General features: G+C 47.3%; 22 protein-coding genes. 6 read left to right on the plus strand and 16 right to left on the minus strand.

The genetic code is table 11. The features are described from left to right. Positions 1-10: 10 nt before the first annotated feature. Complete coding sequence (locus ACP26N_RS13330) at positions 11-1,204, plus strand: CDP-glycerol glycerophosphotransferase family protein (protein WP_426354052.1); 1,194 nt, start codon at positions 11-13, stop codon at positions 1,202-1,204. A gap of 80 nt (positions 1,205-1,284) precedes the next feature. Here the strand turns inward: ACP26N_RS13330 and rlmD are convergent, their stop codons facing one another. The 9 genes from rlmD to ACP26N_RS13375 all read right to left on the minus strand — a co-directional run bounded on the left by rlmD (position 1,285) and on the right by ACP26N_RS13375 (position 12,107). Continuing rightward, positions 1,285-2,649 carry a 23S rRNA (uracil(1939)-C(5))-methyltransferase RlmD gene (gene rlmD / locus ACP26N_RS13335; RefSeq protein WP_026827490.1) on the minus strand — a complete coding sequence of 455 codons (1,365 nt, stop codon included), beginning with the start codon at positions 2,647-2,649 and terminating at the stop codon, positions 1,285-1,287. A gap of 29 nt (positions 2,650-2,678) precedes the next feature. Next, positions 2,679-3,647, minus strand: a complete 969-nt coding sequence (locus ACP26N_RS13340; protein WP_131502269.1) for a diacylglycerol kinase — start codon at positions 3,645-3,647, stop codon at positions 2,679-2,681. 146 nt (positions 3,648-3,793) lie between these two features. Beyond that, a complete protein-coding gene (gatB, locus tag ACP26N_RS13345) occupies positions 3,794-5,227 on the minus strand; it encodes an Asp-tRNA(Asn)/Glu-tRNA(Gln) amidotransferase subunit GatB (protein WP_426354054.1) in 1,434 nt (477 codons plus the stop codon). Positions 5,228-5,240: 13 nt separating this feature from the next. After that, a complete protein-coding gene (gene gatA / locus ACP26N_RS13350; protein WP_026827488.1) occupies positions 5,241-6,683 on the minus strand; it encodes an Asp-tRNA(Asn)/Glu-tRNA(Gln) amidotransferase subunit GatA in 1,443 nt (480 codons plus the stop codon). A gap of 16 nt (positions 6,684-6,699) precedes the next feature. After that, positions 6,700-6,990: an Asp-tRNA(Asn)/Glu-tRNA(Gln) amidotransferase subunit GatC gene (gene gatC, locus ACP26N_RS13355; protein WP_026827487.1), complete on the minus strand. Its 291-nt coding sequence runs from the start codon at positions 6,988-6,990 to the stop codon at positions 6,700-6,702. A gap of 201 nt (positions 6,991-7,191) precedes the next feature. After that, the gene (locus ACP26N_RS13360) at positions 7,192-8,409 is read right to left on the minus strand and encodes an Nramp family divalent metal transporter (RefSeq protein WP_255508366.1); all 1,218 of its coding nucleotides are present in this window, start codon (positions 8,407-8,409) and stop codon (positions 7,192-7,194) included. A 154-nt stretch (positions 8,410-8,563) separates the two neighbouring features. Next, entirely contained in the window at positions 8,564-10,075 is a 1,512-nt protein-coding gene (gene putP, locus ACP26N_RS13365; RefSeq protein WP_426354057.1) for a sodium/proline symporter PutP, read from the minus strand. Between the two features lie 72 nt (positions 10,076-10,147). Further along, complete coding sequence (gene pruA / locus ACP26N_RS13370; RefSeq protein ID WP_114595027.1) at positions 10,148-11,692, minus strand: L-glutamate gamma-semialdehyde dehydrogenase; 1,545 nt, start codon at positions 11,690-11,692, stop codon at positions 10,148-10,150. 127 nt (positions 11,693-11,819) lie between these two features. Next, positions 11,820-12,107 (minus strand): HesB/YadR/YfhF family protein, encoded by a 288-nt coding sequence (locus ACP26N_RS13375; protein ID WP_012371380.1) that lies wholly within the window; start codon positions 12,105-12,107, stop codon positions 11,820-11,822. A gap of 114 nt (positions 12,108-12,221) precedes the next feature. Between ACP26N_RS13375 and ACP26N_RS13380 the strand changes: the two genes are divergently transcribed. The 4 genes from ACP26N_RS13380 (at position 12,222) to ACP26N_RS13395 (ending at position 16,422) form a co-directional block, all read left to right on the plus strand. Beyond that, entirely contained in the window at positions 12,222-13,064 is an 843-nt protein-coding gene (locus ACP26N_RS13380) for a hypothetical protein (RefSeq protein ID WP_131502274.1), read from the plus strand. Positions 13,065-13,076: 12 nt separating this feature from the next. Next, on the plus strand, positions 13,077-13,526 hold the full coding sequence (gene bcp / locus ACP26N_RS13385; RefSeq protein WP_131502275.1) for a thioredoxin-dependent thiol peroxidase: 450 nt from the start codon (positions 13,077-13,079) through the stop codon (positions 13,524-13,526). 326 nt (positions 13,527-13,852) lie between these two features. Then, on the plus strand, positions 13,853-15,502 hold the full coding sequence (locus tag ACP26N_RS13390) for a peptide ABC transporter substrate-binding protein (protein WP_131502276.1): 1,650 nt from the start codon (positions 13,853-13,855) through the stop codon (positions 15,500-15,502). Positions 15,503-15,771: 269 nt separating this feature from the next. Continuing rightward, complete coding sequence (locus tag ACP26N_RS13395) at positions 15,772-16,422, plus strand: homing endonuclease associated repeat-containing protein (protein WP_114595023.1); 651 nt, start codon at positions 15,772-15,774, stop codon at positions 16,420-16,422. A 220-nt stretch (positions 16,423-16,642) separates the two neighbouring features. Here the strand turns inward: ACP26N_RS13395 and ACP26N_RS13400 are convergent, their stop codons facing one another. Continuing rightward, complete coding sequence (locus ACP26N_RS13400) at positions 16,643-18,340, minus strand: GGDEF domain-containing protein (protein WP_188004707.1); 1,698 nt, start codon at positions 18,338-18,340, stop codon at positions 16,643-16,645. Positions 18,341-18,468: 128 nt separating this feature from the next. On the opposite strand from ACP26N_RS13400, the gene ACP26N_RS13405 reads away from it, so the two are divergent. Beyond that, entirely contained in the window at positions 18,469-19,077 is a 609-nt protein-coding gene (locus ACP26N_RS13405; protein ID WP_131502279.1) for a YktB family protein, read from the plus strand. 32 nt (positions 19,078-19,109) lie between these two features. Here ACP26N_RS13405 and ACP26N_RS13410 read toward each other — a convergent pair whose 3' ends face one another. The 6 genes from ACP26N_RS13410 to ACP26N_RS13435 all read right to left on the minus strand — a co-directional run bounded on the left by ACP26N_RS13410 (position 19,110) and on the right by ACP26N_RS13435 (position 24,093). Continuing rightward, a complete protein-coding gene (locus ACP26N_RS13410; RefSeq protein WP_426354061.1) occupies positions 19,110-19,619 on the minus strand; it encodes a hypothetical protein in 510 nt (169 codons plus the stop codon). Positions 19,620-19,753: 134 nt separating this feature from the next. Continuing rightward, positions 19,754-20,827 (minus strand): ABC transporter substrate-binding protein, encoded by a 1,074-nt coding sequence (locus ACP26N_RS13415; RefSeq protein WP_131972268.1) that lies wholly within the window; start codon positions 20,825-20,827, stop codon positions 19,754-19,756. 3 nt (positions 20,828-20,830) lie between these two features. Next, complete coding sequence (locus tag ACP26N_RS13420; protein WP_131502282.1) at positions 20,831-21,634, minus strand: ABC transporter permease; 804 nt, start codon at positions 21,632-21,634, stop codon at positions 20,831-20,833. Beyond that, on the minus strand, positions 21,631-22,437 hold the full coding sequence (locus ACP26N_RS13425) for an ABC transporter permease (RefSeq protein WP_012371390.1): 807 nt from the start codon (positions 22,435-22,437) through the stop codon (positions 21,631-21,633). The genes ACP26N_RS13420 and ACP26N_RS13425 overlap by 4 nt, the downstream gene beginning before the upstream one ends. Beyond that, positions 22,437-23,534, minus strand: coding sequence for an ABC transporter ATP-binding protein (locus ACP26N_RS13430; RefSeq protein WP_012371391.1), 1,098 nt, complete (start codon positions 23,532-23,534; stop codon positions 22,437-22,439). Before ACP26N_RS13430 ends, ACP26N_RS13425 begins: the two co-directional genes overlap by 1 nt. Before the next feature lie 13 nt (positions 23,535-23,547). Continuing rightward, complete coding sequence (locus ACP26N_RS13435) at positions 23,548-24,093, minus strand: helix-turn-helix domain-containing protein (protein WP_012371392.1); 546 nt, start codon at positions 24,091-24,093, stop codon at positions 23,548-23,550. Positions 24,094-24,209 lie beyond the last annotated feature (116 nt).

Genomic DNA, 24,209 nt, shown 5'->3' on the forward strand with positions numbered 1-24,209 from the left:
GGAGCATGACATGACACAGCTATTTACGAAAATCCGTCGCAAGAAAATCCATAAAGGATTACTTCTCTATCGACTGTTTCAAAAGCTTCCGGTTCAACAGAATCTTGTCCTGTTTGAAAGTTTTTTAGGACGCGGTTATTCGGACAATCCGAAGGCGCTCTACCTGACGCTTCAAAAACAGCATCCGGAACTGCAACTCGTCTGGATTTTTGCCAAAGAACCGACCGCTACAGTCAAGGCAGCTTGTCCGAACTGGGTATTGCGGAATAGCCCGAAATACTATTATCAGATGGCCCGGGCCAAGTACTGGATTTTCAACACGCGTCAGCCGCTCAGCTTAAAGAAACGGCGGGAGACGCTGTATTTACAGACCTGGCACGGGACACCCTTAAAACGGTTGGGACTCGATATGGACGAAGTTCATATGCCGGGTACGAATACCGAACAATATAAAAAAAACTTTTCGTCACAGGCACAGGAATGGAATTACCTGCTTTCACCCAATGTCTATTCCAGTGAGATTTTTAAACGGGCGTTTGATTTCCGGGGACAACTTCTCGAAACCGGTTATCCGCGAAATGATCTGTTGTATGCCCCGAATCGTCAGCAACAAGCCGAACAGATCAAACAGTCATTACAATTACCGCCTGACAAAAAAGTCATCTTATATGCACCGACTTGGCGTGACGACGAGTTCGTGACGAAGGGACAATACCGTTTCAATCTCAAGCTGGATCTGGAACAGATGCAAGCCCAGTTAGGTGATGACTATATCGTTCTGTTACGAATGCACTACTTGATTGCGGAACATCTCGATCTCAGCGCACAGGCGGACTTCGCTTACGACGTTTCCTCTTACGGCGACATCGCAGAACTGTATCTGATCAGCGATCTGCTGATTACCGATTATTCGTCCGTTTTCTTTGACTATGCCCACCTGAACCGTCCGATGTTGTTTTTTACGTATGATTTAGAGAAATATGCTTCTGTTCTCCGAGGATTCTATTTTGATTTTGAAGCAGTCGTTCCCGGTCCCTTGTTAAAAGAAAGTGACCAGGTAATCGACTATATCGCAGACATCGAGGCACACTCCAGAAAATACGCAGATAAATACACGGCATTCCAGGAACGCTTTTGCAGTTTGGACGACGGGAAAGCCAGTCAACGCGCGGTGGATGCGCTATTCGCTTCTAAGAGCCAGTAAACATTACGCATAAAAAAACGAGAATCACTTCACCGTTCTTGCGGTAAGTGATTCTCGTTTTTTTGTTAGTATAGAGATTTTTAGTTTTCTTCACGTACGAACAAAGCAACGCTCTCAACGTGTGTCGTATGCGGGAACATATCAACAGGTGTCACTTCCATCAGCTTGTAGCCGAGTTCAGCCAAAAGCTTGGCGTCCCGTGCTTGTGTTGAAGCGTTACAAGAGACGTAGACAATCCGCTTTGGCGCGACTTCAGCAGCAGCACGGAGGAATTCTTCGTCACAGCCTTTACGCGGCGGGTCAACGACGATGACGTCAGGCTTGATGCCGCCTTTCACGAGTGCCGGCATGACCGTTTCTGCAGTTCCGTATTCGAACGATACGTTATCGATGCCGTTTGCTTTTGCATTCCGGCGTGCATCGTCAATCGCTTGTGGTACCATCTCGATGCCGTAGACGTGTTTCGCCTGTTGCGCAAGCGACAATGAAATCGAACCGATACCGCAATACGCATCGACAACGATTTCATCGCCAGTTAACTGAGCGTATTCAAGCGCTTTTCCGTACAGTTTTTCCGTTTGTAACGGGTTGACCTGGAAGAACGAATGCGGTGAAATTTCATACGTCAATCCGGCAATTTGATCGCGGATGACAGATGGTCCGTGTAAGACGATGTTACGTTTTCCTAAGATGACGTTCGTCTCATCCGGATTGATATTTTGCTGGATTGATGTGACGTTCGGGACAGCTTTTAAGATGCCTTCGACGATTTTATCAGCACCGCGCAATTGTTTGACCTTCGTCACGAGGACGATCATCAATTCGTTTGTGTGGTAACCGTGGCGTGCCATGATGTGACGGATGACACCGCTGTTTTTCTTTTCGTCGTAAGCCGGAACCTTCAGGTCAGCCAGTACTTTCCGGACGGCTTGAATTGCATCATCATTCTCTTTATTTTGGATCAGACAGTAATCCATGTCGATGATCCGGTGACTGCGTTTTTGATAAAAACCGGCCATTAACTTGTTGGATTGGAACGCGACCGGCACTTGTGCCTTGTTGCGGTAACCCCATGGATCTTCCATACCCATCGTTTCGTGGACCGGAATCTCAAGACCGGCAAGACGCGCGAACGCATCACGGACACGGTTATGTTTGAATTTCAGTTCCGCGTCATACGAGAGATGCTGCAGTTGGCAACCGCCGCACTGGTTATAGACCGGGCAAGGCGGCTCAACACGATCGACACTCTTCGTTTTTTGACGGATGATCCGTCCGAAACCGTACGATTTCGTCGTTTTCGTAATTCTGATTTTGACTTGTTCCGTCGGCAAGGCACCGGGAATGAAGACGGTGTAGCCGTCAATCCGGGCAACCCCTGAACCGTCGTGCGTCAAGTCGACGATATCGACGACGTGCTCATCGTTTTTTTGTACTGGGATCATGTTATTTTCCTCCTAGAAAATCCCGCGTCTTACGCGAGATTCGTTTCCTGTTCTTGTGCCTGTAGCTGTAAATTGATCGTTTCCATCTCGTCGATCCGGAACTTCGGCGTCATGACGTCGAAATGTGATTGAAGATTCGTCATCTCCCCTTCACAAATCCCGCCAAACTCGCCATCGATGTTCAAGCTCATCTCGGATGTATTTCGCATCCGGACAAACGACGTCGTCACATGTTCAATACATGGATCAGAGAAGTGGTCTCCCTTTAACGCCAACCGCATGACACGGATTAACTCAACGAGATTACATTTTTTCAAAATGAATAAATCAAAGCGTCCATCATTGAGGGATGCATTCGGTGAAAGTTTTTCAAAACCGCCTACGGAATTGGTATTCGAAGTCAAAAACAACATGACTTCACCTTTAAATATCCCGCGTTCATGTTCAAGCTCGACATAGGTCGGACGGATTTGCGGGAGTTTTTCCATCCCTTTGACGTAATACGCCAATTGTCCAAGGGCCGTCTTGAGTTTTGATGGAACTTCGTACGAGAGTTCCGTCATGATGCCACCACCTGCGATGTTGATGAAATAGTGGGTACCTGTCGCCCCTTCGATCTTCCCGATGTCGACGGGCATCGTGTACCCTGTACAGATGACATCCATCGCACCCTCGATCGTCAAGGGAATCCGCATTGCCCGACCGAAGTCATTGGTCGTTCCGACCGGTAAGACACCCAGTTTCGGACGAACCGGATACGAGGCCATTCCACTGATTACTTCGTTTAACGTACCATCTCCACCTGCAGCAACGACAAGGTCAAATTCGGCTTCGCAGGCCCGTGCTGCTTCATATGTCGCGTCACCGACCGCTTTCGTCGAATAGACGGAAGTCTCATAACCCGCTGCTTCCAGCCGGTCTAAGATATACGGCAGATTACGCTTTACCATCTCTTTCCCGGAAGTCGGGTTATAAATCACTCGCGCTCTAGGTCTCATAAGATTTTCTCCTTTTTTACTCAACCGATCCATTTGATACATAACTGTTTTATTTTACATGAAGTTCTGACACATTACAAAGGCAAAAAAAGAAGCACCGCTTCCTCCCCCTGATTTAAGGAAGGACACCGGTACTTCAACAAAGCTTATTTTAATTTTTCGAGTTCTTCGTAGAACAGTTGATCGAGCAATGCCGGATTCGCCATTCCTTTTGTTTTTTTCATGATTTGACCGATGACGAAACCTTTTTTCCGGTCACGGCCGTTGACAAGTTCTTCAACAACCGCCGGATTTGCTTCAAACATCTCGACGATAAGTCCGCGAAGGAGTCCTTCGTCCGAAATTTGCGCGAGTCCTTGTTCTTCGACGTAAGCACGCGGCTCGACGCCTTGTTCGATGACAGCCGTGAAGACTTGTTTCGCGATTTTCGATGAAATCGTTCCGCCGGCAATCAGTTCGATCATTTCGGCGAGACGGACTGGTGTCAGCTTGATCGTATCAAACGTTTCCGTCGATTTGTTCAAGTGACCTTGGACTTCCCCGACCGTCCAGTTGGCAGCGGCTTTCGGTTCAGCACCGGCTGCAATCGTTGCTTCGAAGTACTCGGCCATCTCACGTGTGACCGTCAATTGTTTCGCGTCATAGGCCGACAGACCAAGCGCTTCCTGGTAGCGGACACGACGGGCATCCGGTAATTCCGGAATACCGGCGCGGATTGCTTCTTTCCAGTCATGATCGAGGACCAGCTTAACGAGATCCGGTTCCGGGAAGTAGCGGTAATCGGATGCGCCTTCTTTGACCCGCATCAGGACTGTTTGTTTTTTCGTTTCGTCAAAGCGGAGTGTCTCCTGACGCATGACGCCGCCGGATAACAACAGCTTGCGGTGACGGTCTTCTTCGAACTCAAGACCTTTTAAGACATTTCCGAACGAGTTCAAGTTCTTCAGTTCGGTTTTTGTACCGAACTTCTCTTGTCCGTAGGGACGGACGGAGATGTTACAGTCGCAACGTAACGACCCTTCTTCCATCTTAACGTCCGAGACGCCTGCATACTGCAGGACTTCTTTCAGACGCTCGAGGTAAGCGACCGCTTCTTTTGGTGAGCGCATGTCGGCTTCACTGACGATCTCAATCAACGGTGCGCCGGTCCGGTTGAAGTCGACGACCGAATGGTTGGCGCCGGTGTGGTTCATCTTCCCGGCATCTTCTTCGAGGTGGACGCGTTCAATCCGGAAACGTTTTGTTTCGCCGTCGACTTCCGCATCGATGTAGCCGTCAAAACCGATCGGCTGATCAAACTGCGAAATTTGATAGGCTTTTGGCGTATCCGGATAAAAATAGTTTTTCCGGTCGAATTTCGTTTGATCGGCAACGTGACAGTTCAAGGCCATGGCTGCACGAACGGCGAGTTCGACTGCTTTTTCATTGATTTTCGGCAGGACACCGGGATGTCCGAGACAGATCGGGCACGTCTTCGTGTTCGTTTCCGCTCCGTATTCCCGGGCACAGCCGCAAAACATCTTTGTATTTGTATTTAATTCGGCATGGACTTCAATACCGATGACCGTTTCAAAGTTCATAAGGCATTCTCCTTTATAGCTTCGGAAGCGCAAATCCACCGGTCGCAAGCTCGAATGCATGCGCAGCACGATAAATCGTCGCCTCGTCAAAGTGTTTTCCGATGATTTGCAGACCGACCGGTAATCCGTCGACGAGACCGGCTGGAACCGAAATCGCCGGCACACCTGCCAAGTTGATTGGAATCGTCAGGATATCGTTGGCATACATCGTGACCGGATCATCGTTTTGTGCCCCGAGTTCAAAGGCAGGTGTCGGTGCAGTTGGTCCGATGATGACATCGTAGTTGGCAAGGACCTGGTCAAAGTCTTGTTTAATCAATGTCCGTGCTTGTTGTGCTTTTTTATAGTAGGCATCGTAGTAGCCTGAGCTGAGGGCATACGTTCCGAGCATGATCCGGCGTTTGACTTCGTCACCGAAACCTTGAGCGCGCGAATACTTGAAGACATCTTCGAGTGCATCGGCTTCGGCGCGGACACCGTAACGGATACCGTCGAAACGGGCCAGGTTGGATGAAGCTTCTGAAGAAGCAAGCAGGTAATACGTCGCCAACGCATATTTCGAGTTCGGAAGTGACACTTCATCAACCGTCGCACCAAGCGACTCGAGTTTCTTGATGGCGGCACGGATATTTTCCTTGACACCTTCACTGATTCCTTCTCCGAAATATTCTTTCGGAACGGCAATCTTCAGTCCTTTGATATCCCCTGTCAGTGCTTGTGTGTAATCCGTCGGGTTGACGTTCGCTGACGTCGAATCCATGTCACAATGTCCGGCAATCGCACTCAATAAGTACGCATTGTCTTCGACCGTCCGTGTCAATGGACCGATTTGGTCAAGTGACGAGGCGAAGGCAACGAGACCGTAACGCGAGACGAGACCATATGTTGGTTTTAAACCGACGACACCACAGTAAGCAGCCGGTTGACGGATCGAACCACCCGTATCAGAACCGAGGCTGAATAAGACTTCGCCTGCCGCGACAGCTGCTGCTGAGCCGCCTGACGAACCGCCTGGCACGTGTTTCGTATTCCATGGGTTGCGGACCGGTTTATAAGCCGAGTTTTCGTTTGATGAGCCCATCGCGAATTCATCCATGTTCAATTTCCCGATTGTGATGGCTCCTGCTTCATGCAGACGCTCGACGACCGTCGCATCATGCGCCGGAACGAAGTTTTCGAGGAACTTCGAACCACATGTCGTCGTCATCCCTTTCGTGACGATGTTGTCTTTGACACCAATCGGTAACCCGAATAACGGGTTTGCTTCATGTTTTGCAATCTCGTCCATCCGTTTTGCCTGCTCGAAAGCATCTTCGTTCAACGATAAAAATGCGCCGATGTTTCCGTCCACGCGGTCAATCCGGTCAAACGATTCCTGGACAAGCTCGGATACTTTGACTTCTCCGTCTTTGACGAGTGTGTGTAAATTCTTTACACCATGTTCAAAAAGTGACATATCGGTGGTCTCCTCCTTATTCGAATACTGCCGGGACACGGACTTGTCCGTCTTCCCAATCAGGTGAGAGTCGTTCTACTTCCGTGCGCGGAAGCGATGGACGTACTTCATCTTTACGCAAGACGTTTTTGAGATCGAGGACGTGTGTCGTCGGTTCGACGCCTGTCGTATCGAGCTCATTTAATTGTTCAGCAAACCCGAGAATCTTCTCAAGTTGAACGGTAAATTGTTGGACTTCTTCATCTGTTACGGCGAGACGTGCTAAATGCGCCACATGGCGGACTTGTTCTTCATTAATCTTTGCCATCTGATTCCACCTCCGGAACTTTTTCAATATATTTTACACTATTTCTAATCATAGCACTTTTTGTCCAGACAAAAAAGACGATGGTGCATCGGGGGGAGGTCCGCACCATCGTCCTTATAGGGGTAGCAAAGCTTCCGGGCAGAAAGCTTCTAGTAATGAATTACCCGAGCTGCCGGTAAGCAAAACAAAAAATCTGATTATTCAAAATAAAAGATCAGCTAACAGATAGACGTTGAAGATGATAACGATACTGACAATCGTCCAAGCGGAACCTTTCGTCAGCGGCCGATTTTTATATTTGCCCATGATCCGTTCACTTGATGTGGCACGAATTAATGGAATCAACGCAAACGGAATCCCGAACGATAAGGCGACCTGGCTCCAAATCAACGCGCGTGTCGGATCAAATCCGGATAACAGCAAGAGGATAGCCGGTAACATCGTGATACTGCGTCTGAGAAAAAGCGGAATCTCCATCTTCAGGAAACCGCGCATGATGGCGTCGCCGGACATCGTGCCGACACTCGATGAAGCGAGTCCGGAAATCAACAGTGCTCCGCCAAACAGATAAGGTGCTGCACCGCCGAGTGACGTCCCGAGCCCGTGAAAAATACTTTCCAGCGTCTCTGCCTGTTGGCTCGTCCCGAAGAAAACGGTCGCCGCAATGACAAGCATCGCGGCATTGACTGCTCCCGCAATCAACATGGCCGCCCAAATGTCCATTTTCTGAATCCGTAATAATCCTTTTTTATCAGCGATGTTCCCCATCCGTCGTTTCGTTAAGTCGGAATGGAGATAAATCGCGTGTGGCATGACCGTTGCCCCGAGCATCCCCGCTGCGAGAACAATACTCGACGTCCCCGAAAATCCGGGAATCAATCCACCGGCAACATCCTGCAGAACCGGTCTGACTTCGATGACTTGGATCGCAAATGCGAGTGCGATGACAAGGACCAGGGTTCCGATGACGGCTTCAAAATGCCGTAATCCTTTTCGTTCGAATCCAAGGATGATGAACGAAGCAACCGCCGTCAGCAAGGCGGCGATTTTCAAATCGATGCCGAACAGCAGGTTAAAACCGAGTGCCGCCCCGACGAATTCGGCCAAGTCCGTCGCCATGGCAACGAGTTCGGCCTGTGCCCAGTAAATGATCCGCATGACCGGCGATAATTCATCCCGAATCACTTCCGCGAGACTCGTATTGCTGACCAGCCCCAGTTTCGCTGACAGCGTCTGAATCATGACGGCCATCAAGTTTGCTGCGATGATCACCCACAGGAGTAAAAATCCGTACTGCGCTCCTGCCGTCATGTTTGTCGCAAAATTCCCCGGATCGAGGTAAGCGACGGCAGCCACGAACGCCGGTCCGATATAGTGTCTTTTTTTCAAACGCTCCACTGGAACGATCGGTTGACTCATCACTTTGCCTCACCTCTCTTTAGTTGTTAGTATACGCTTTTTTTGCGTATAGGCAACATATATGTTTTACGTAAAGATATGTTCACTTAGTTAGTTTCTTCTATATAAAAAGAATGTCCGGCGCACGAGGCACCGGACATTCTTTTCGTTATCATCATACGATTTTCCGTTGTTGTTCTGCTCCTTTGAGTTGAGCTTGTACTTCATCGAATTCATCATACATCGCTTGACTCGGTGCTTTCGTCAAGAGACTGCCGACAACAAGTGCGACGGTGGAAGCGATGAATGCAGGAATCATTTCATACATCTCCGAGATATAAAACGGAAGATCTTTGACATACACCTTCACCAAAATCCAGACGATGACGACGACTGTTCCTGTAATCATCGAGGCAAGAGCACCATGTTTGTTCATCCGGCGCCATAATAAACTGAACAAGACGACCGGTCCAAATGCAGCGCCGAATCCGGCCCACGCATATCCTACAAGTGTCAGAATGGATTTTTGAGCACCAAATGATAAGCCAATGGCAAGGAGTGCGACGACGAGAACCATGATCCGTCCCATGACCATCAACTCTTTATCTGACGCATTTCGTTTCAGGAAACGCTGATAGAAATCATTAGTTGCGGCACTCGATGACACAAGCAGCTGCGTCGAAATCGTTGACATGATGGCAGCGAGCAATGCCGCCAGTAATAATCCCGTGATGAACCCCGGGAACAGATCACGTGACAGTTGAATGAAGACGTTCTCTGGATTTTCGAGTTTTCCACCTTGTTGCGTGAAATAAGCGTATCCGAATAGTCCGGTTACCATTGCCCCGACAATCGAAAACGTCATCCAGATCATCCCGACCCGACGAGCCGCTTTCATTTCATGCAAGTTTCGAATCGCCATAAAACGGACGATGATGTGCGGTTGACCAAAGTAACCAAGTCCCCAGGCAAGCAGGGAAACGATACCGATCACAGTCGTTCCTTTGAACAGTTCAAGTTTCGAACCATCTGTCGAACGGATCGTCTCAAGCGTCTCATTAATCCCGCCGCTGAGCGCAAGCGTAACGGCTGGGACGATCAGCAAGGCGATGACCATGATCATTCCTTGGACGACGTCCGTCCAACTGACTGCGAGGAAACCACCGAGGAATACATACGCGATGACGACACCTGCCAAAATCCATAAGCCGGTTGTATACTCGAGTCCGAAGACCGATTCAAACAAACGACCGCCGGCGACAAAACCACTTGAAGCGTACATTATAAAGAATATTAAGATAACTCCAGCTGAAACTGTACGCAGGACACCACTTTTATCGTGGAACCGCTTTTCAAAGTAGTCGGGAATCGTAATCGCATCCCCGGCATGCGCCGTATAAGCACGTAAACGTGGTGCAACTAGCAACCAGTTGGCATACGCACCGAGTAGTAACCCGATGACAATCCATCCACTGGACAGACCAGTTGCAAACATAGCGCCTGGTAATCCCATCAATAACCATCCACTCATATCACTCGCTCCGGCTGAGAGCGCTGTGACGACCGGTCCGATCGTTCGTCCTCCAAGCATATAATCGTTCATGTTTTTTGTCCGATAATACGCGACGACGCCTAGTATGACCATCAAACCCAGATACAACAAAATCGCGAACCACATTCCGTTCATCTCGTGCTCCCCCTTTTCTAAAGAAAAACGGGTATGCAGGTCGCATACCCGTTTCATCTATTAAACATCATTTTAGAACATTTCAGAAGTAGTTTTTGCTTGAAGGTGTAAAGTCAAGTAATCCGGTCCGCCTGCTTTTGAATCCGTTCCTGACATGTTGAATCCGCCAAACGGTTGGTATCCAACGATTGCCCCTGTGCAACCACGGTTGAAGTACAAGTTACCGACATGGAAGTTCGCACGTGCGTATTCCTGGTTCGTACGATCCTGAGTGATGACAGCACCTGTCAAACCATATTCCGTGTTGTTGGCGATATCGATTGCTTCTTTGAAGTCTTTTGCTTTTGTGAAGGCAACGACCGGTCCGAAGATTTCTTCCTGCATCAAGCGGTCAGTCGGTTGAACGTCAGCGACGATTGTCGGCGAGACGAAGTATCCTGTCGAATCATCCGCCGTACCACCCGCTGCAATCCGTCCTTCTTGTTTTGCGACATCGAAGTACGATGTGATTTTTTTGAAAGCTGCTGCATCGATGACAGGTCCTACGTTGTTCGTCACGTCGACCGGGTTACCGATACTAAGTTTGTTTGTGTTTTCAACGACTTTTGCGAGCAATTCGTCATAAACCGAATCAAGTGCGACGACACGTGAACAAGCTGAACATTTTTGTCCTGAGAAACCGAATGCCGCTTTTGTGATCATGTCTGCTGCGTAGTCAAGATCAGCTGACTCATCGATAACCATTGTATCTTTTCCGCCCATTTCCGCGATAACGCGTTTGAGCCAGATTTGACCGTCGTTCAATTTAGAAGCCCGTTCGTTAATACGGAGGCCGACATCACGTGAACCCGTGAAGCTGATGAAACGTGTTTTCGGGTGATCGACGAGGTAATCGCCGACTTCTGCACCTGGTCCCGGAATGAAGTTCAAGACGCCGGCCGGAAGACCAGCTTGTTCCATGACTTCAACGAATTTGGCAGCGACGACCGGTGTCGTCGATGCTGGTTTCAAGAGGATCGGGTTACCTGCCACGATCGCAGCAACCGCTGTTCCTGCCATGATGGCAAGCGGGAAGTTCCATGGTGAGATGATGACACCGACACCCAGTGGAATGTAGTCGTACCGGTTGTATTCACCCGGACGGCTCTCGACTTTTTTACCTTCTTTTAGTACGAGCATCTGACGCGCATAGTATTCGAGGAAGTCGATTGCTTCTGCTGTATCCGCATCCGCTTCGTTCCATGGTTTACCTGCTTCTTTAACGAGATAAGCCGAGAATTCATGTTTGCGTTTGCGAATGATGTTTGCCGCTTTGAATAAGACGTCCGCACGAACACTCGGATTGACGAATTTCCACGTCTCAAATGCTTTGACTGCCGCTTGCATTGCATCTTCAGCGTGTGCTTGTGTCGCTTTCGAAACGCGTCCGACGATTTCTTCTTTGTTTGCCGGATTGACAGAAACGATTTTGTCCTCTGTCGTCACACGTTCTCCCCCGATGACGAGCGGATAATCTTTCCCAAGCTCTTTCGATACAAGTTCAAGCGCCTCTTCGAACGCTTTCTTGTTTGCTTCCTGTGAGAAGTCCGTGAATGGTTCGTGTTTGTACGGAATCATCTCTATTCCCCCTTTTATACTTGCTTTTAATCGCTTACATTCTCCATTGTACAGAAGCATGTCGCCGCTTACAATTATTCTGGACAAAAAAATGAAGAAGACCGTGGAGGCCCTCTTCATTTGCGATTCATTGCTTGGCCTGCGAGAAGACGATCTCTTCATTTTGAACAGATACTTCGACATCCTGCCCCTGGAACAGCCAGTCATCCTGATCCGAGACGACGAAATGAATCCCGTCGACGGTTTCTTCAACCGCTGCCCGGTCGACGGTCTCCATGTGTACGCCGACCGAAAACCCTTGCGTCAAATCGGTTGATCCGCCGTATTTAGCGAAAAAGCGGATTGTATCGCCTTCTTTTGCTTCCATTTCTTCTTTGAAATACTGTAATGCTTCGTCTGTTACGTGAATTTTCATGTTGAACCCACTCTCCTTTGTGATAGTGTACCTATTTCCTACTCAAAAAAGCGAATTTCCTGTATGGTGAAGACATAGATGATTGATGTTGTTTATATAGGAGGAACTGAAAATATGAAACGATTACTGACGGTACTCGTGTCAACGGGTATCATCCTTGCAGGGTGCGGAAATGATGCTGCACCGTCTACTGATACTGAATCCCCGAAGTCAACGGAAACGAAACAAACGAAGCAGGCAGGTCAAGACGTTCTTGACGTCTACAAGACGTATCAACAAACCGTTGGACAATCGGGTACGGCTGACGCCAAGGCACTTGCCCGGATTGAATATACCGGTGATGGAAAATTACTCCGTCCTGCCATGCTCGGTGCTAACAATTTAAACATCCGGCCGGGTAAGGTCGTCAAAAGCTTTCAGGAAGGTGATGTCGCCTATATCATCCATGAATTTAACGATGAGGACGGGTCTCCCTTACCGAACCGTGCTTCAAAACTGTTATTGAAACAGGACGGTGAATGGAAAATCGTCATCGTCCCGACGAAATTTGACCCTGAAGTCTTTACGACCCTCGCCTCCCTGTTCGAATCCTTTAATGCCGACGAGTACGGCGTCAACGCGAAAGCGGCGGAAGCGGTCGGCAACACGAAGGAAGACGAGCAGGATGAAGTTTTCACGCGGGTCAATGCCCAGACGGACTACATGGCGCTCGAGATGAACAGCAACATCCTGATGATTTACGGTCCTGCCCTTGGTAACAAAGGTAATCCGGAGACGCTCGTCAAGTATTATGAAGATTATGCCGACTGGTACCGCGAGGAACAGACCTTGCTGCTGAAGACAGCCAAGGCCGGGACCGATTACGAAAAATACCTGATTGCGCTAGATCCGTTAAAGGAAAGTCTGCAGAAGAAACTCGAAAAATATGCTGACCAGTTGAACATGGAACTGGGTTGAGGAGGACCATTCATGAGCACACTTGATTTTACACTGCCGAATGCACAGGGAGAGCCGATTACATTAAGTGATTACCGCGGAAAAAAAGTGATCGTCTACTTTTATCCAAAAGACTCGACCCCCGGTTGTACGACGGAAGCCTGCGACTTCCGGGATGCTTCCGCAGCCTTCGCTGCGAAGAACACGGTCATCCTCGGTATTTCCGCTGACAGTCAGAAGCGTCACCAGAATTTTATCTCAAAATACGAACTTCCATTCGAATTATTGTCTGACGTCGACCATACCGTCTGTGAGCAATACGGGGTTTGGCAACTGAAGAAAAATTATGGAAAGGAATATTATGGAATCGTACGTTCCACTTTTTTAATCAATGAATCCGGCGAATTGATTCAGGAATGGCGTTCCGTTAAAGTCAAAGACCACGTCACAGAAGCACTTTCCTTCCTCGAACAACTGAACTGATCGAATTAAAACACGCCATTTTATGTGCGTGTTTTAATTTTGGAATCATTTTTACCTCCCAATATTATCCTTCTCAAAAATTATTTTTACAAAAAAAACGTTGATATTACACGAAATTTTAATAAATTTGAAATAATCTGAAAATAAGCTATTGATTTTTCTGAATATTGTATTTATTATTGGTAACAAGTTGATCCGGTGCTTTCCTTCAACAAAATAAAAGGCGATGACCCCTCTTATTTTTTTAATAGGACACCGGATCGCTATTCTAATCGGTACTCATTTTTCAATCATATATATTCATTCTTGGGAGGGAACTTATTATTATGAAGACGAAAAAAACACTTGCACTCGTTGGCGCCCTAGCTATCGCCGGATCAAGCCTTGCTGCTTGTTCATCGACAGATGATTCAAAAGATACTTCAGGATCGACAGACACGAAAAAGGCGTCGGACAAACAAGTCCTCAACCTGACAAGCGGTTCCGACATCCCGGCACTCAGCCCGACGGTCGCAACGGACTCGGTTTCATTCACGGTCTTAAATAACGTACAGGAAGGTCTTTTCCGACTTGATGACAAACAAGAGCCGACACCTGGTGTTGCTGAGAGTGTAGACGTCTCTGAAGATGGTCTTACATACACATTCAAACTACGTGATTCGAAATGGTCGGACGGCAGTGACGTCACGGCAAAAGACTTCGAATATGCTTGGAAACGTGTCCTTGATCCGAAAAGTGGATCGCAATATGCATACATCATGTATATCATCGATGGTGCTGAAGCCTACAACACAGGAAAAGGAAAACCGGCTGACGTTGGTGTCAAAGCGGTTGACGACAAGACACTCGAAGTCAAACTGACACAACCGGCCGAGTACTTCAAAGCGTTGACTGGCTTCGGTTCATTCATGCCGCTGAAACAGGAATTCGTTGAAGAAAAAGGAAAAGATTTCGCAACAAATCCAGAGAACTTTCTCTACAACGGACCGTTCCAACTGACGGACTGGAAAACAGAAGTCGGCTGGAGCTACAAGAAAAACGACCAGTACTGGGATGCTGATACGGTCAAACTGGAAGAAGTCAACTACAAGGTCGTTAAAGAAGTCTCGACTGCCGTCAACCTGTATGAAAAAGGTGACATCGATACAGTCGGTCTGACAAGTGAATTCGTCGATCAGTACAAAGACAGCGAAGACTTCGATACACGTCTTGACGCTTCGATGTACTACATCCAAATGAACTTCAAGAACGAACTGCTTAAAAACAAAGACATCCGTAAAGCAATCGATTCCGGGTATGACAAAGAGCAGATGGCGAAAGTCCTCTTAAACAACGGATCGATCCCTGCTTACTACTATGTACCAAAAGAATTTGCTAAAGGTCCGGACGGAAAAGACTTCCGTGACGGCAACGAAGGATTCGGATCGTTTGATGCTTCGTCAGCTAAATCTTCGTTTGAAAAAGGCCTCAAAGATATCGGCAAAAAATCCGTCAAGCTTGAGCTTCTTTCATACGATGACGACAACTCGAAGAAAATCTCCGAGTACCTCAAAGGCGAGTGGGAGAAAAACCTTCCAGGTCTTGAAGTGACGATCAAACAACAACCGTTCAAAAACAAATTGGATCTCGAGTCTAAAGGTCAGTTCGAACTTTCATTCGCAGGATGGGGCCCTGACTACCAGGATCCAATGACATTCCTCGACATGTGGATGACTGGCGGACCGTACAACCGTGGTGGTTACTCAAGCGACAAGTATGACTCCCTCATCAAGTCGGCGATGAAAGAAACAGATGCTGCAAAACGTTGGCAGTCACTGAAAGACGCTGAGAAAATCTTACTTGAAGACGATCAAGCTATCTCCGTTATGTACCAACGCGGTGCTTCCCTCTTACGTAAGCCTTACGTTAAAGGAATCGTTAACCACAAAGTCGGTGCGGATACTTCGTTCAAATGGACGTATATCGAAGGAAAATAAGTATGACTTAAGACCAGTCTCGCTCCATGCGGGTCTGGTCTTTTTTTCCATATGAGACAAATGTACTGTTTTTATCCTGTTCATTAAAAATTGGTAACATTCTGTTTTCATTTGAATTGCTTCGATTTATACTTAGCAGAAGAACGATTTTCACTTTATTTACAATATTTCACGGTAATTATTCATAATTAATGGAAATGTGCCGATATATTCTATACAGAGGACTTTTGCCTCAAAAATTATGATTTATTAGGAAGGAGGACTCACCCTTGAAACAACGTGTACTTACGAGTCAGCAAACGTGGACGGAAGAACAGCTTGAAATGATTCAAGCCATCCAAGCCTTAGGCGAACTCATTCAGGATCGTCCCCGTCGGACGATTTATCGTCGTTATGCCATCGAACATGGCTGGCCGCAACCGGAGACCATCATTCGTCAGTTCGGTTCCTGGCCGGAAGCTTTATCAGCAGCCGGTTACGAGTGGCATATCGATCAGCAGCCGGAAGAACTCGAGCGCGCTCCGAAATATACCAAAGATGAAATCCTGAAGTCGTTTCACCGGTATGCCCAGGATGTTGGATCAACCATCACCTTAAAAAAATATCAAATCTGGCGAAAATCGGTTCATCATGCTCCGAGTCATTATCATATCGTAAAGATGTTCGGATCTTGGCATGATGCCTGTACAGCTGCCGGATTAGAAGCCAGTGTCACGTATTCCAAAGCAGAACTTGCCGCTTCACTCCGTCAAGCCATCGAGGAAGTCGGTTTCTCGCTTTCATTTGAAGCGTACCGCGAGTGGGCGAAACGAAACAATAAACCATCGACGAAAGCCTTGTTACACCGTTACGGTTCCTGGTCTGCTGCCATTCATGCCATCGAAAGTGAAATCCGCATCAGCAACCAACAGGCCCAGTAATCCAGCCTTCATCTTTTTTCTTATATTCCATCCCTTATACGTTATAGCCGAGCCTCCTTCTCTTGCAGAACGAGGCTTTTTTTTCGTACGATTTGACGCCTCAGACAGCTTTTCGCCAGCGCCCTCCTCCACTGTATTCAAAATACTCTCGACACGCTCTATCAGTCGCTAAGGCGTCAAAAAAAACCGCTGACAACGTCAACGGTTCTTGCAGTGAAAGTTAGACAACACGTTCTTTCCATTCTTGGTAGGATGCGACACGGTCACGTCCTTGGAACTTCGCACCGATATACATCGCGCGGTCGGCGTTGCGGATCAGACTTGCTAAATCGCCCAACTCGTTTAACGTATCGACACCGATACTTGCCGTAATCGTTAATGAATCCGCTCCCACTTGAATAGGATTCGCATGTAACGTCTCGCGAATCCGCTCTGCTACGATTTGGGCTGATTCCAGATCCGTGTTCGGTAACAAGACGACGAATTCCTCACCACCATACCGGGCGACGAGATCGGTGATCCGTGTCGCCTGCATCAACAGTTTAGCGACTTCAAACAGGACGACATCCCCGACCTCATGTCCATACGTATCATTGATTTGTTTAAAATGATCCAAATCGATCATCAAGGCAGAGAATGGATATAAATCACGTTGCCGAATCCGGCGGTCGCCCCATTCCTGTAACGCCCGGTAGTTTGGCAATTTCGTCATCGCATCTGTCCGGCTGTCCGTCAACAGACGTTCCCGTTCCTGTGCCCGTTCGACTGCCCACGATAGGACCCGTAAAGCCCGGTACAGCTCATATCCAAAGTCTTTTGTGAACTCTCCGCTTGCTTCAGAAGCCAAGAATAAGGAGCAATTGATTTTTTCCGTCGCTTCCGGTTGGATGAACAGAATCGATTGGGTTTCTTCCGGGACACAATCATATAAACGGATGTCCCACTCCTGTTGCATGCCGTACAGCAAAACTTCGTCTTTTTCTTCAATGATTTCTTCAATGATGATCCCACGGACATGGTCCGCCTTTAACTTCCGACCATCTTTCAACGAATAATAAATCGAATTCCCTTCACCAAAATCAAATTTAATCCAGGCGATGTCCGGACGAACAAAATGGTTCAACTGACGTAAATACCGTTCAATGATGAACTGGGCATCGCCATCTTTCCAGGCCGCTTCTTTTAATCGTTCAATTTGCTCCCAGTGCTCGATCCGGTCACTGGCATGGACGGAACTGCCAAGCGACCGTTTGATGATGAACAGCGCAAAGGCCGTCATGACAAGACCGCTGTTCCCGTTGTTTTGAACCATCAATGTACTGAAAATCCCGAATAACAATTCGGCAGCAATGACGACCGCCTCGAACCGAAGCAACGGTAGCATGACACTGCTTGGAATGTTTTCACCGAGTAAAAAATTCGATAACTTATACTGGAACAGTAAAACGAGCCATAAAATCAAGACCATGACGAGTAACGGTCCGATGTTTCCGATTAACGCGAAGTCGTTCCCGTGCGTTCCACCTAACGCGTTGTAAGCGAGTCCCGCAGGTAAAATCAATAACAGCTCGAGCGTGACATTAAACGGATAGTTATGTAGCATACGCCGGCGGCCAATCGCTGTGTGGAACGTCCGCAATTGATAGATCAACATCGTCAATTGTCCGACACAGACGGCAGACAACAATCCATACGTCAAAAACGTAAATAACACGAATCCGAAATGGAACGTAAAGCTCATATGTCTTCTGCGGACCGGATCGACGACAAAGATCGTGGAGAGTGCAACAACAAGCGTGAACGTAAAAAAGTCGATGCTGAGGCTGTAGTCTCTTGATTTCGCCAGTAAATCGATTCCGATGACGACAAGAAAAAATACAATCCAGCTTCGAAGGAGATATTGTTGAAAGCGACGCATGTTGACTTCCCCTTCCTAACACATTTTGTATATATATGGAAAACAAAATCTGATTATCACTCATTTGAGCATTGAGGTCTATTTTTAATGCTTTGATTTGTTACACTAGCAATAGAGGTGATAAATCAGTGACTACACATTTTACGAAAGAAGCATTTGATACATTTGAGATTGAAGGACTGGAACAACGGATGGACGCGATCCGGGAACGGATTCAACCTGTCTTCAAACAAATCGGGCAAGAAGTATCACCGGATTTAACGGTCCATCTGGCAGAAGATATGTATGTGCATATTGCACAGCATGCCCGCCGGAAAGTAAATCCACCGAAGGACACATGGATGGCTTTTTCCCCGAACAAACGCGGATACAAAAAACATCCGCATTTCCAAGTCGGCTTATTTGATGATCATCTGTTCATCTGGCTCGCTTACATTTACGAACTTCCGAATAAATCACAGTACGCTGCTAAACTACTGGATCACCAGGAGCTGTTGCATGCACTGCCGTCCGATTTTGTTGTTTCTTACGATCATATGAAGAAAGAGGCACAACGGATTGACGAGAACAGTCTAGAACAAGGACTCGTTCGGTTCCGCGATGTCAAGAAAGCAGAATTCTTAGTCGGCCGTCATGTATCTGCGGAAGAAGTCAGTACGATGTCGCACGAGGATTTAGTAAAATTGATTCGAAATACCTACGAACAACTCGTACCAATCTATAAAAAAATTCAATAAAAAGGATGGCCTAAAAGGTCATCCTTTATTCGTTAGTTATATTTTACTAGAATTGACATGACTTGTGTACGGTCAGAATTTAAATTTAGATAAATGTTGACCTCTTTTGTTGAAATGGTCATCAAGTTAAAGGTTTTATCGAGTTTCGCAGTCGAGTACGCTTTTTTAACTTCTTTGACGGTAATCGTCCGGTCGATCATTTTCGGATTGTAAACGATGGCAGAGACTTTGGCTTTGCGATCAGGAACACCGAATGTCGAGCAATAATGAATGGCTTTGTTTGGCGCGACCAGTCCTTTACCGCTCTGACACCACGTTGAATTTTTTTCCCCTTTGTACGCGCTATGTACTTGGGCTAATGTTGTTTTTTCTAATGTTACTTTTCCATCAAGTGACTTGGCTTTTGCAGCGGTCGTTTTGACTTGTTTCAGCCAATCGACATCCGTCGGCTTCGCTGCCTCGGCAGATTCGTTATATGAAGGACCTGAGACAAGGCTCATGGTAAGTGCAGCAGTTAAAATAAGTCCGAAAAATTGTTTCATGATGTGCTCCCCCTTGAAATGCTTTGATAAATATCTCATTCCCCCATTTTAGAAATAATATTCACTTTACATACATTTCTTTAAAAAATATTTCAAAAAAAAGTTGTTACCCGTCCGGGCAACAACTTTTCTTGTTATTTCTTATGCATTTTGAACTCTAAAAATAGTTCATTATAATGAGCGAGCATTTCCTTACCTAAGTTTTCATATACTTCGAGTGTATCCGTGACCTGTTTATCCGGATAAAAACGTTTGTCTTCCCGCACGTCACGATCGAGCAATTTCAAAGCCGCTTCGTTTGGTGTCGAGTATCCGACATAGTCCGCATTTTTGGCGGCATTTTTCGGATCCAACATGAAGTTGATGAATTCATGGGCACCTTTTACATTTTTAGCCGTTTTCGGAATGACGATGTTATCGAACCAGACGTTCGATCCTTCCTTTGGAATCACGTAGTTCAAATTTTCATTTTCACTCATGATTTCATTGGCATCACCGGACCAGACGACACCAATCCCTGCTTCTTCGTTTGCAAGCAACAACTTGATTTCATCACCGACAATCGCCTTGACGTTCGGTGTCAGATCCATCAGGTTCGCTTTCGCTTTCTGCAGTTTGGTTTCATCGGTCTCGTTTAAGGAATAACCGAGACTGTTCAGACTCATCCCCATTACTTCACGTGCACCGTCTGCGAGAAGAATTTGATTTTTCAGCGCCGGATCCCACAAGTCCTTCCAACTGGTCGGTTTCTTTCCGTCAATCAACTTTTGATTGTAGACGATTCCGACCGTCCCCCAAAAATAAGGGATCGAGTACTTGTTGCCCGGATCAAACGATAAATCGAGGAACCGCGGGTCGATATTTTTCAGATTTGGAATTTTTTTCTGATCAATCGGGACGACTAAATCTTCTTCGATCATCTTCGCGATTGCATAATCGGAAGGGACGGCGATATCATACGTCGTTCCGCCCTGTTCGATTTTCGTCAACATCGCTTCGTTCGAATCAAACGTTTGATAGACGACTTTGATGCCGGATTCCTTTTCGAACTGATCAATCAATTCCGGATCGATGTAGTCGCCCCAGTTATAAATGTTCAAAACGTTTTTTCCGGAATACCCTTGTGTTGCATTCAACCGGTTCAACGCAAACAAGATGATACCGGATATCAAAAAAATTGCGACAAATAATTGAATGAGCTTTTTCATCGCTTATTTCACCTCCGGTCGGGACAGCTTCATGGCAGAACGTTGGTTCAGGAAGTAGTAGCCGATGACGAGTAAGAACGTAAACAGGAAAATCACGGTCGACAAGGCATTGATTTTCATCGAAATTCCTTGGCGGGCAAGCGAATAGATTTCAACGGACAACGTCGTAAATCCATTCCCCGTGACGAAAAACGTCACCGCAAAATCATCCAGTGAATACGTCAATGCTGTGAAGAAGCCGGCGAAGATGCCGGGTGTGATGTACGGCAAGATGACTTTCGTCAGAACATCGAGTCGGCTCGCTCCCAAGTCACGTGCCGCATCGACGAGTGTCGGACTCATTTCCTGCAGTTTCGGCAGGACTAAAATGACGACAATCGGGACGGAAAACGCGATATGTGACAACAGGACCGAGGTGAAGCCGAGTTGAATGCCGAGCATCGTGAAAAAGATCAGGAACGACGCACCGATGATGACGTCGGGACTGACGATCAGGATGCTGTTCAGCGTCAACAGAGAGGTCTCGACCCGTTTTTTGCGGACCGCTTGAATCCCGATGGCCCCGAGGACACCGATGATCGTCGAGATTGCAGCGGACAGGAGCGCGATGACCAGCGTATTTAAGACGATGATCAAGAGACGGGAATCCTGAAAGACTTCCTTATACCAATCCCACGTGAAGGAATCAAAATTCGTCATGTTATCGGCACTGTTGAACGAGTAGAAAGCCAGATAAAGAATCGGTGCGTACAAGATGATGAAGACCCCGATCAAGTACAGATTTGCTAATTTTAATCGTTTCATCATGTCGTCGCCCCTTTCTTCCGTTTCGTACTCGTTAATGCCAGAATGATTGCCATCGCAATAATCAGGAAGACGGCAATCGTCGCGCCCATTCCCCAGTTTTGCGTGACAAGAAACTGTTGTTCAATCGCTGTTCCGAGCGTGATGACCCGGTTCCCGGCAATCAGACGTGTAATCATGAATAACGACAGCGCCGGAATGAAGACGAGCTGACAGCCCGATTTAACTCCGTCAAGCGTCAATGGAAAGACGACACGACGGAACGTCATGAAATTCGAAGCCCCGAGATCGCGGGCCGCAAACACAAGTGACGGATTCAATTTTTCAATCGCGTTAAAGATCGGCAGGATCATGAACGGAATGAAGATGTAGACGGAAACGAACACAAAACTGAAGTCCGTGAACAAGATCTGTTTCCGGCCGATTCCGATCGCTTCCAACGTCTGGTTCGCCCATCCGTATGTGCTGAACAGACCGATGAAAGCATAGGCTTTTAAGAGCAGGTTGATCCAGGTCGGCAAGATGATCAACAGCAGCCACAATTGTTTATGCTTTGTTTTCGTCAGCAGATAGGCGGTCGGATAACCAATTGCCAGTGAAAACAGTGTGATCAAAAAGGCATACCAAAACGAGCTGAGCGTCATCGTCAGATACGTCGAGGTGAAGAACTTCTGGTAGTTGACGAGTGAGAAATGTCCTTCGAGATCGAGAAACGAATAATAGACGACGAGGACGATCGGCGCAATGACGAACAACGCAATCCAGAAACTATACGGAATCAGGTACCAGTTACGTGTCTTCTGCATCACAGCACCCCATCGTAGGACTCAAGTCGTTTGTCGAATTCCTCTTCCGTCTCATTCAGACGCATGACGTGAATCGCTTCCGGATCAAACGTCAAGCCGATCTGTTCCCCAACCGTCGCTTTTTTCGTACTGTGGACGAGCCATTCGTTTCCGACTTCATCCATGCAGGCAATCTCATAGTGAACACCGCGGAACAGCTGGGAATCGACGGTCACGCGCAACTTCCCTTGGGCGACGCTGGTGATTTCCAAGTCTTCCGGACGGATGACGATTTCGACCGGTTCATTTAATTCGAGACCGCGGTCGACACATTCAAATTCTTTTTCTGCGAACGAGACCCGGTAATCCATCAACATCCGTCCCGGGATGATATTCGATTCCCCGATGAAATCAGCGACGAAACGGTTGATCGGTTCGTCATAAATATCCGTTGGTGTACCCGACTGCTGAATCAGACCGTGATTGAGGACAAAGATTTCGTCCGACATCGCCAGTGCCTCTTCCTGATCGTGCGTGACGAAAATGAACGTAATCCCGAGACGACGCTGTAAATCACGCAGCTCATACTGCATTTCCGTCCGGAGTTTCAGATCGAGTGCCGATAACGGTTCATCCAGTAAGATGACTTCCGGTTCGTTGACGATCGCCCGGGCGATAGCGACACGCTGGCGCTGTCCGCCTGACATCTCCGTGATTTCACGGTTTTCGTATCCGGATAAGTTGACGAACTTTAACGCATCGAGCACACGTGTCTTGATTTCCGCGTCTTTCATCTTTTTGATCCGCAATCCGAACGCGATGTTCTCAAAGACGTTGAGGTGCGGGAACAACGCATAATCCTGAAAGACCGTGTTGACCTGCCGTTTGTTGGCGGGAACATCGTTGATCCGTTTTCCATTGAACAGAATATCGCCTTCCGTCGCTTCGGTGAACCCGGCAATCAGCCGTAAAACCGTCGTTTTCCCGCAACCGGATGGTCCGAGCAGCGTATAAAATTTTCCACGTTCAATTTCAAAACTGACGCGTTCAAGAACCGTCTGATCGTCAAAACGTTTTGTCACGTCTGTAAATTGAATGATCGTATTGTTGTCTGCCAAATCTTATTCCTCCTTATAAGTACGAATCCGTGGCCGTCACGAGTACTTTCGTTTCCGCCTTTGAATCATTTCGTAACTGATGAATTTCTGAAGCTTTATAATAGAGCGTCTCGCCTTGCGTCGCCACGAATGATTCCCGGCCAAGCTTCAACGTGACCGCCCCTTCAAGTACATAGACGAACGTTTCCGATCCGGACGGTTCGTATGCTTTAAAGTGTCCGCCCGGTGCCAATCGCAGTAAGACAGGCTCCATTTCCTTTTCATTCGATTCCGGAATCAGCCATGTCACATGATACCCTTGTTCCGGGTCCTCATAACGCGTGACATCTTTTTGCGAATAAACGACCTTTTGATTTAATGTGTCTTCATCAAAGAAATCCTTTGCCGAGATGCCGAGTACTTCCAGAAGACTGAACAGCGTCTCAATCGACGGTGAACTGATCTCACGTTCGATTTGCGAGATGTATCCTTTACTTAAATCCGTCCGTTCGCCAAGCTCCTCTTGCGTCAAGCCTTTTTGAAGACGCAGATTTTTGATTTTGTTTCCGATCGTCCGCAATCCGCGCCCTCCTTTCCAAATAACAGTTTAGTATAAGACGACTTCAAGTTTACTAATCACGTACCGATTATAGCGTATTGGGCCAGTTAATCAACTAAAATGTTTCAAAAATTTAA

The organism is Exiguobacterium sp. R-39 (assembly GCF_049942815.1).
GTDB lineage: Bacteria > Bacillota > Bacilli > Exiguobacteriales > Exiguobacteriaceae > Exiguobacterium_A.

What these genes read in the sequence shown, in the direction of transcription:
- ACP26N_RS13330 (WP_426354052.1), top strand. Translation starts at nt 11, where the DNA reads ATGACACAGCTATTTACGAAAATCCGTCGCAAGAAAATCCATAAAGGA.
- rlmD (WP_026827490.1), bottom strand. Translation starts at nt 2,649, where the DNA reads ATGATCCCAGTACAAAAAAACGATGAGCACGTCGTCGATATCGTCGAC.
- ACP26N_RS13340 (WP_131502269.1), bottom strand. Translation starts at nt 3,647, where the DNA reads ATGAGACCTAGAGCGCGAGTGATTTATAACCCGACTTCCGGGAAAGAG.
- gatB (WP_426354054.1), bottom strand. Translation starts at nt 5,227, where the DNA reads ATGAACTTTGAAACGGTCATCGGTATTGAAGTCCATGCCGAATTAAAT.
- gatA (WP_026827488.1), bottom strand. Translation starts at nt 6,683, where the DNA reads ATGTCACTTTTTGAACATGGTGTAAAGAATTTACACACACTCGTCAAA.
- gatC (WP_026827487.1), bottom strand. Translation starts at nt 6,990, where the DNA reads ATGGCAAAGATTAATGAAGAACAAGTCCGCCATGTGGCGCATTTAGCA.
- ACP26N_RS13360 (WP_255508366.1), bottom strand. Translation starts at nt 8,409, where the DNA reads ATGAGTCAACCGATCGTTCCAGTGGAGCGTTTGAAAAAAAGACACTAT.
- putP (WP_426354057.1), bottom strand. Translation starts at nt 10,075, where the DNA reads ATGAACGGAATGTGGTTCGCGATTTTGTTGTATCTGGGTTTGATGGTC.
- pruA (WP_114595027.1), bottom strand. Translation starts at nt 11,692, where the DNA reads ATGATTCCGTACAAACACGAACCATTCACGGACTTCTCACAGGAAGCA.
- ACP26N_RS13375 (WP_012371380.1), bottom strand. Translation starts at nt 12,107, where the DNA reads ATGAAAATTCACGTAACAGACGAAGCATTACAGTATTTCAAAGAAGAA.
- ACP26N_RS13380 (WP_131502274.1), top strand. Translation starts at nt 12,222, where the DNA reads ATGAAACGATTACTGACGGTACTCGTGTCAACGGGTATCATCCTTGCA.
- bcp (WP_131502275.1), top strand. Translation starts at nt 13,077, where the DNA reads ATGAGCACACTTGATTTTACACTGCCGAATGCACAGGGAGAGCCGATT.
- ACP26N_RS13390 (WP_131502276.1), top strand. Translation starts at nt 13,853, where the DNA reads ATGAAGACGAAAAAAACACTTGCACTCGTTGGCGCCCTAGCTATCGCC.
- ACP26N_RS13400 (WP_188004707.1), bottom strand. Translation starts at nt 18,340, where the DNA reads ATGCGTCGCTTTCAACAATATCTCCTTCGAAGCTGGATTGTATTTTTT.
- ACP26N_RS13410 (WP_426354061.1), bottom strand. Translation starts at nt 19,619, where the DNA reads ATGAAACAATTTTTCGGACTTATTTTAACTGCTGCACTTACCATGAGC.
- ACP26N_RS13415 (WP_131972268.1), bottom strand. Translation starts at nt 20,827, where the DNA reads ATGAAAAAGCTCATTCAATTATTTGTCGCAATTTTTTTGATATCCGGT.
- ACP26N_RS13420 (WP_131502282.1), bottom strand. Translation starts at nt 21,634, where the DNA reads ATGATGAAACGATTAAAATTAGCAAATCTGTACTTGATCGGGGTCTTC.
- ACP26N_RS13425 (WP_012371390.1), bottom strand. Translation starts at nt 22,437, where the DNA reads ATGCAGAAGACACGTAACTGGTACCTGATTCCGTATAGTTTCTGGATT.